Annotated in this window: 3 protein-coding genes and 3 rRNA genes; all 6 read left to right on the top strand. The window is 46.5% G+C overall.

The annotated features are described in order from the left end of the window. Window positions 1-95: 95 nt before the first annotated feature. Complete coding sequence (locus tag AC04Q4_RS14755) at window positions 96-1,460, top strand: LysM peptidoglycan-binding domain-containing protein (RefSeq protein WP_476389212.1); 1,365 nt, start codon at window positions 96-98, stop codon at window positions 1,458-1,460. A gap of 63 nt (window positions 1,461-1,523) precedes the next feature. Beyond that, window positions 1,524-2,756: a DUF5711 family protein gene (locus AC04Q4_RS14760; RefSeq protein WP_330594812.1), complete on the top strand. Its 1,233-nt coding sequence runs from the start codon at window positions 1,524-1,526 to the stop codon at window positions 2,754-2,756. A gap of 10 nt (window positions 2,757-2,766) precedes the next feature. Then, window positions 2,767-3,480 (top strand): CvpA family protein, encoded by a 714-nt coding sequence (locus AC04Q4_RS14765; RefSeq protein ID WP_173737854.1) that lies wholly within the window; start codon window positions 2,767-2,769, stop codon window positions 3,478-3,480. Window positions 3,481-3,979: 499 nt separating this feature from the next. After that, a 16S ribosomal RNA gene (locus tag AC04Q4_RS14770) occupies window positions 3,980-5,510 on the top strand. Between the two features lie 64 nt (window positions 5,511-5,574). Further along, window positions 5,575-5,692, top strand: a 5S ribosomal RNA gene (gene rrf, locus AC04Q4_RS14775). Between the two features lie 331 nt (window positions 5,693-6,023). Continuing rightward, a 23S ribosomal RNA gene (locus AC04Q4_RS14780) occupies window positions 6,024-7,906 on the top strand; the annotation flags it as partial.

Raw genomic sequence — 7,906 nt, forward strand, 5'->3', positions numbered from 1 at the left:
AGAATCTGTCGGTAAATTATGGGAAAAGCATCTTACATTATGATAAATTCCGCGTTTTTCCTGTGCTATGCTGTTATCTGAAGGGGTGATATAAGATGATAGAGGTCATTTATAAGGAGGAAACAGCAGAGCAGGATGGAGTGCAGGAAACTTTTTCCATGCCGAGAAACGTCCGGCAGATCGGACTTGCCAACGGAAATTACAGAATTTATGTGGAGGATTATGTATATACATTTCTGAAGCGGCTGTCGGAAGAGGAGAAAGAGCAGGGAAAAGTAGCTATTCTCACAGGTGAGATCAAATGGACAGAGGATATGATCTGTGTTTTTGTAAAAGGAGCACTGGCTGCAGACGAGATGGAAGCCACGGTGGAACATATTGATTTTTCAGAAGAGATATGGCAGAGACTGCAGGAAAACAAAGAAAAATATTTTCCGGATCAGGAAATTGTTGGATGGTTCTTTGCACAGCATCAGTCGGCTGTGGAGATCACGGATCTGCTGGTGAAAACACATTTAAGGTATTTTGGAGGGGAAAAGATCCTGATACTGATGGAACCGGTGGAACGTGATGAGGCATTTTTCCGTTATGATGGCGGAACGATGGTGAAGGTAGAGGGCTATTACATTTATTATGAAAAAAATTCTCAGATGCAGACGTATATGATCGAAAGAAATCAGAACGCCGGACCGGAAACATCTGAGAAAGTAGAGGATAAAGCTGTCCGGAATTTTCGCAAGATCATAGACAGCAAAAAGCCGGAGGAACGGGAGGAGGAAAAGACTTCCGTTTTTTCTTATGCAGCGACGGTGTGTCTGGCCCTGGCAGTGCTGGCAACCGGAGTGGCATTTTTTCAGAACCGGCAGAACAGCTCCGGGATTCCGGAAGATGCTGCAACTGCGTCTGCAGTGATCGCACAGGAGACACCGGAAGTAACTGTGGCAGTACAAAACAGTACAGATGAAAAGCCTGCCGGCGAGGTGGCTCCTGTACCGGAAAAGTCAGTATCGATCGTACCGATAACTGCCGCAGTAACCCTGAAAGATGACAGGCCGGCTGCCGCGGAGACACCTGCTGATGCCGGAAAAAATGATATTACACGGACACCGGCACCATCTGTAACAGAAAAGGCTCAGAAATTTGCAGAGGATAATTCAAGAAGTTCAGGAGCGAAAAAAAATCAGAAAAGTTACCCGGAGAAGAAATCTGAGAAAAATATAAATGAAGACAAAGACACAGATAAAGATCAGAATGCACAGCAGAATACCCGGCAGACAGCAGAAACAGCAGCATCAGCAGAGAATACACATTCGACATATGTGATACGGCCAGGAGATACTTTGTACCAGATCAGTCTGCGATGCTATGGAAACGCGGGAGCTATGGAGGAAATCTGCAAATTGAACGGAATTTCTGCTGACGAAATTATTTATCCCGGGCAGGTAATTGTTTTACCCTGACTGAATGTGCTATAATAACTGGAAAACCAGTTTACAATCAATGATAAGGTAAGGGATACAGTTGTGAATATCATAAAAAAACTTCAAAAGAAACAAAAGCGTAAAAAGCTGATAAAGCAGAAAGCCAGGCTGGCTCAGGAACAGGCTGACAGAAGCAGTGTTTACCGTGGAAAGAATTCGCATCGCCGCAGGATTTCAGGTAGAGGAAAAAAAGCGATCACAGTTGTGGCGGTGATAGCGGCAGTATGCCTCGTTTTTCTCTATGTTGAGAAGCGGAGCTACCATAGTTATAAAGTGCTGAATACCAGTGAACAGGAAGATGTTGTTTCTACTCAATATGTAGAGATGGATGGTGATATCCTGAGATACAGTCCGGATGGAGTGTCTGTGGTTGACAGCAGTATGAATACAGTGTGGAATGAAACCTATACCATGCAGAATCCTATTGCAGATGTTAACGGAAGCAGGGCAGTTATTGCAGACAGTGAGGGAACATCTCTTTATATCTGCGATAAGAAAGGTGTTACAGGAACTGTTACAACATCCTATTCCATTGTAAAAGTGCGTGTTGCAGCCAATGGAATGGTAGCCGCGATCCTTGACAATGATGAAAATACCTGGATCAATTTTTACAATTCAGACGGAAGCCTGGTAGCAGAAAACCTTACGAAGATAGATGATCCGGGATATCCGATGGATGTTGCTGTTTCTGATAATGGCGTGATGATGGTAACATTCCAGTATGTAGATGGAAGCAAGACTACCAGCTATGTTGCTTTTTATAATTATGGAGATGTAGGACAGAACGAGGATGATAGGATCGTGAGCGGTTACACTTATGAAAATGTGGTGATTCCGCAGGTTGAATGCATCAGTGAAAGTCAGTACATTGCTCTGCGGGATGATGGATTTTCTACTTATCAGGGAAATCAGATTCCCAAAGAGGTAAAAACTATCAATGTAAAACAGGAGATCGTAAGCACATTTTTTGATGATCAGAGGATCGGACTGGTATTTAAGAACAATAGTAAAGATAGTGAATATACAATGGAAGTCTATAGCATGAACGGTCAGTTAAAATTCCGGAAGAATTTTAATGTTGCATACAGCACCATCAAAATGAGCGATGGTAACATAATCATGTACAACAGTTCTCAGATCTGCGTGATGAACAGTCGCGGCGTGCAGAAATATATGGGAAGTGTGGATGGAACGATCCGAGATTTCTTCAAGATCGGCTGGAATAAGTATCTTATGGTGATGGACAACGGAGTTAGCACTATCAAATTCAGTTAAGGAGGCAGATATGAGCTGGACATGGCTTGGACTGGCTGTGCTTGTACTGCTTGCCTTTTCCATGGTTGACGGATACAGGCGCGGCTTCATAAAGGAAGTAGTGTCGGTGGTACTCGTTCTGTTGTCTGTTGTGGTGGTATGGCTGATCAACCCATATGTGAATACGTTTATCCGGGAAAATACATCTGTTTATGAAAAGATCCAGGATGTCAGTGGAGCTTTTGTGGAATCTCTGACAGATGGGGAGACTGTAGTGGACGGAGAACAGCAGAATGAACTGATCAGCGGTATGAATCTTCCTGGATTGCTGCAGAACGGAATTGCAGATAATAATACGGCAGCAGTGTATCAGTCCCTTGCGGTAAATACATTCGGAGAGTATGTTTCGCATTATCTTGCTAACATAGCGGTGAACTGTCTTTCTTTTCTGGTGTCTTATATACTGGCATCGGTGCTGATTCATGTGTTTGCTTATGCACTGGATCTTCTGGCGAGACTTCCGGTGCTGTGTGGGATAAATAAAATGGCAGGAGCATTGGTTGGCGGAGGAAAATGTATTATTTTCATATGGGTGGCAATGCTTGTAGTGACAATACTCTGCAATACGAAAATAGGACAGGAAGGGTTAAGGCTGATCAGAGGAGATACAGTATTAAACTTTCTCTACGACAAAAATATCTTTATACGAATCTTTGCAGGAATAAACCGCATTCTGCAGACATGATCCTACCGGATTTCCGGGAAAATCGTGCCTGCGGAGTGCGGTTTTTGGCTGAAAAACACATTTTTTGGAAAAAAATGGATTTTTAGTAAAAAATATGTTGACAGCTATTTGAAAAGATGATATCCTAACAGAGTTGTTGGGAACAAATTGTTTTTGAAAAAATGATAACAATATCATCTTTCAGAAAAAATAAAAAAGTTGTTGACAAAAGACAGAAGATATGATAAAGTATCCAAGTCGTCAACGAAACGACAACAAAATCTTAACTCAAAAATGTTTGAAAAAAACTTAAAAAAGTGCTTGACAAACAAAAAGAGATGAGATAAAATAAACGAGCTGTCTGAGAGACAGACACAACAAACCTTGATAACTAAACAGTGAAACACATACGATTCTCGAAAATTTCTTTACATTTATTTAAAGAACGGTTTAAACAAACCAAAAGCAGTAAAAACGAGAGATAGCCAAACGGTTGTCTTGAGTAAATGAATCAAACATTTTATCAGAGAGTTTGATCCTGGCTCAGGATGAACGCTGGCGGCGTGCTTAACACATGCAAGTCGAACGGGAATTATTTTATTGAAACTTCGGTCGATATGATTTAATTCTAGTGGCGGACGGGTGAGTAACGCGTGGGTAACCTGCCTTATACAGGGGGATAACAGTCAGAAATGGCTGCTAATACCGCATAAGCGCACAGAGCTGCATGGCTCAGTGTGAAAAACTCCGGTGGTATAAGATGGACCCGCGTTGGATTAGCTAGTTGGCAGGGTAACGGCCTACCAAGGCGACGATCCATAGCCGGCCTGAGAGGGTGAACGGCCACATTGGGACTGAGACACGGCCCAGACTCCTACGGGAGGCAGCAGTGGGGAATATTGCACAATGGGGGAAACCCTGATGCAGCGACGCCGCGTGAAGGAAGAAGTATCTCGGTATGTAAACTTCTATCAGCAGGGAAGAGATTGACGGTACCTGACTAAGAAGCCCCGGCTAACTACGTGCCAGCAGCCGCGGTAATACGTAGGGGGCAAGCGTTATCCGGATTTACTGGGTGTAAAGGGAGCGTAGACGGATGGACAAGTCTGATGTGAAAGGCTGGGGCTCAACCCCGGGACTGCATTGGAAACTGCCCGTCTTGAGTGCCGGAGAGGTAAGCGGAATTCCTAGTGTAGCGGTGAAATGCGTAGATATTAGGAGGAACACCAGTGGCGAAGGCGGCTTACTGGACGGTAACTGACGTTGAGGCTCGAAAGCGTGGGGAGCAAACAGGATTAGATACCCTGGTAGTCCACGCGGTAAACGATGAATGCTAGGTGTCGGGGAGCAAAGCTCTTCGGTGCCGCCGCAAACGCATTAAGCATTCCACCTGGGGAGTACGTTCGCAAGAATGAAACTCAAAGGAATTGACGGGGACCCGCACAAGCGGTGGAGCATGTGGTTTAATTCGAAGCAACGCGAAGAACCTTACCAAGTCTTGACATCCCCCTGACCGGAACTTAACCGTGTCCTTTCCTTCGGGACAGGGGAGACAGGTGGTGCATGGTTGTCGTCAGCTCGTGTCGTGAGATGTTGGGTTAAGTCCCGCAACGAGCGCAACCCCTATCCTCAGTAGCCAGCATTTAAGATGGGCACTCTGTGGAGACTGCCAGGGATAACCTGGAGGAAGGCGGGGATGACGTCAAATCATCATGCCCCTTATGATTTGGGCTACACACGTGCTACAATGGCGTAAACAAAGGGAAGCGAGCCTGCGAGGGTAAGCAAATCCCAAAAATAACGTCCCAGTTCGGATTGTAGTCTGCAACTCGACTACATGAAGCTGGAATCGCTAGTAATCGCGGATCAGAATGCCGCGGTGAATACGTTCCCGGGTCTTGTACACACCGCCCGTCACACCATGGGAGTCAGTAACGCCCGAAGTCAGTGACCTAACCGCAAGGGAGGAGCTGCCGAAGGCGGGACCGATGACTGGGGTGAAGTCGTAACAAGGTAGCCGTATCGGAAGGTGCGGCTGGATCACCTCCTTTCTAAGGAAAAAAGTACGAGAAACAAGAAATGTGTTTTACTGTTTAGCTATCAAGCTGAAAGATTTCTGGTGCCGATGCGGTTGGGGGACACACCCGTTCCCATCCCGAACACGACGGTTAAGACCCAATCGGCCGATGGTACTGCACTGGAGACGGTGTGGGAGAGCAGGTGGGCGCCAGATCAAAAAAAGAAAAACAGGAGAGATCCTGATGAGAATAAAAGCTGGTTTTACCAGTGATCAGAGTTTACAAAAACAGTTTGTGAGTTCTGATGGCTGATAAAACATCAGTCAGCATTGTACCTTGAAAACTGCATACATGAAATTTGATTAAGTTAATCAAATATCCTTAAACGCAAAGTATTAAGAAATTAATGCAAACGCAAAGATAGGAAGACATCGATTTATCTGTTATGAACAGAGTAATCAAACACACGTTGTAAGATACGCGAGTAGCGTGATACAACAGAGAATCAAGAGACCGCATCACCTACGCTAGGGTGATGAAGCGAAAGGTCAAGCAATAAGGGCACAGGGCGGATGCCTTGGCACTAAGAGCCGATGAAAGACGTGATAAGCTGCGAAAAGCTTCGGGGAGGAGCAAATATCCCGTGATCCGGAGATTTCTGAATGGGGAAACCCGCATGAGAAGACCTCATGCATCCATACGCCAATCCATAACGTATGGAAGGGAACCCGGGGAACTGAAACATCTAAGTACCCGGAGGAAAAGAAAGAAACATCGATTCCGTAAGTAGCGGCGAGCGAACGCGGAGGAGCCTAAACCGGTGTGCGTGCATGCCGGGGTCATGGACTGCATTTAAGATTCAGCGAAGTTAACAGAACGGTTTTGGGAAAGCCGGCCACAGAGGGTGAAAGCCCCGTACGTGAAAGCCAAGCTGACTGAGCAGGATCCGGAGTACCACGAGACACGAGGAACCTTGTGGGAAGTAAGGGGGACCACCCCCTAAGGCTAAATACTACTTAGTGACCGATAGCGCATAGTACTGTGAAGGAAAGGTGAAAAGGACCCCGGGAGGGGAGTGAAAGAGAACCTGAAACCCTGTGTCTACAAGCTGTGGAAGTGCTTTATATGCACAACCGCGTACTTTTTGTAGAACGGTCCGGCGAGTTACGCTTACTGGCAAGGTTAAGCACTTCAGGTGTGGAGCCGTAGGGAAACCAAGTCTTAAGAGGGCCTAGAGTCAGTAGGAGTAGACCCGAAACCGGGTGATCTATCCATGTCCAGGTTGAAGCTGCCGTAAGAGGTAGTGGAGGACCGAACCCACATCCGTTGAAAAGGGTGGGGATGAGGTGTGGATAGGGGAGAAATTCCAATCGAACCCGGAGATAGCTGGTTCTCCTCGAAATAGCTTTAGGGCTAGCCTCGGTGTGAGTCTTGCGGAGGTAGAGCACTGAATTTCCTAGGGGGCGTCAAAGCCTACCGAAGAATATCAAACTCCGAATGCCGTGTAGATATCACCGGGAGTCAGACTGCACGAGATAAGTTGGGCGGTCAAAAGGGAAAGAGCCCAGACCTACAGTTAAGGTCCCAAAGTGCGCGTTAAGTGGAAAAGGATGTGGGATTTCGAAGACAACCAGGATGTTGGCTCAGAAGCAGCCATACATTCAAAGAGTGCGTAATAGCTCACTGGTCGAGAGGTCCTGCGCCGAAAATGTCCGGGGCTGAAACGCGCCACCGAAACTAAGGAATCCGAAAGGATTGGTAGAGGAGCATTGTATATGGGAAGAAGCAGTACCGTAAGGAGCTGTGGACTGTATAGAAGAGAGAATGCCGGAATGAGTAGCGAGATAGAGGTGGGAATCCTCTAGGCCGAATATCCAAGGTTTCCAGGGTAAAGCTGATCTGCCCTGGGTGAGTCGGGACCTAAGGTGAGGGCGGGAGCCGTAGCCGATGGACAACAGGTTGATATTCCTGTACTGCAGTATAACAGAACTGTGGGGACACGTAAGGAGAGCGGGAGCCGGGAATGGAAAGTCCGGTACAAGCGAGGTACCAGTATGGTAGGAAAATCCGCCATGCAATGGGAAGACGTGATGTGGAGCGAAATTTAGTAGCGAAGCCCGTGAGCCATGCGTCAAGAAAAGCCGCTATTGTTTATACTGTACCCGTACCGTAAACCGACACAGGTGGATGAGGAGAGAATCCTAAGGCCGGCGGAAGAAGTATTGCCAAGGAACTCGGCAAAATGGCCCCGTAACTTAGGGAGAAGGGGTGCCTGCGAGAGCAGGCCGCAGAGAATAGGCTCAAGCAACTGTTTAGCAAAAACACAGGTCTATGCGAAACCGAAAGGTGAGGTATATGGGCTGACGCCTGCCCGGTGCTGGAAGGTTAAGAGGAGAGGTCAGACGTAAGTCGAAGCTTTGAATTTAAGC

The sequence above is a fragment of the Blautia sp. HA8986 genome (assembly GCF_056504635.1).

Coding starts and splice junctions, on each gene's coding strand:
- AC04Q4_RS14765 (WP_173737854.1), top strand. CDS start 2,767: ATGAGCTGGACATGGCTTGGACTGGCTGTGCTTGTACTGCTTGCCTTT.
- AC04Q4_RS14755 (WP_476389212.1), top strand. CDS start 96: ATGATAGAGGTCATTTATAAGGAGGAAACAGCAGAGCAGGATGGAGTG.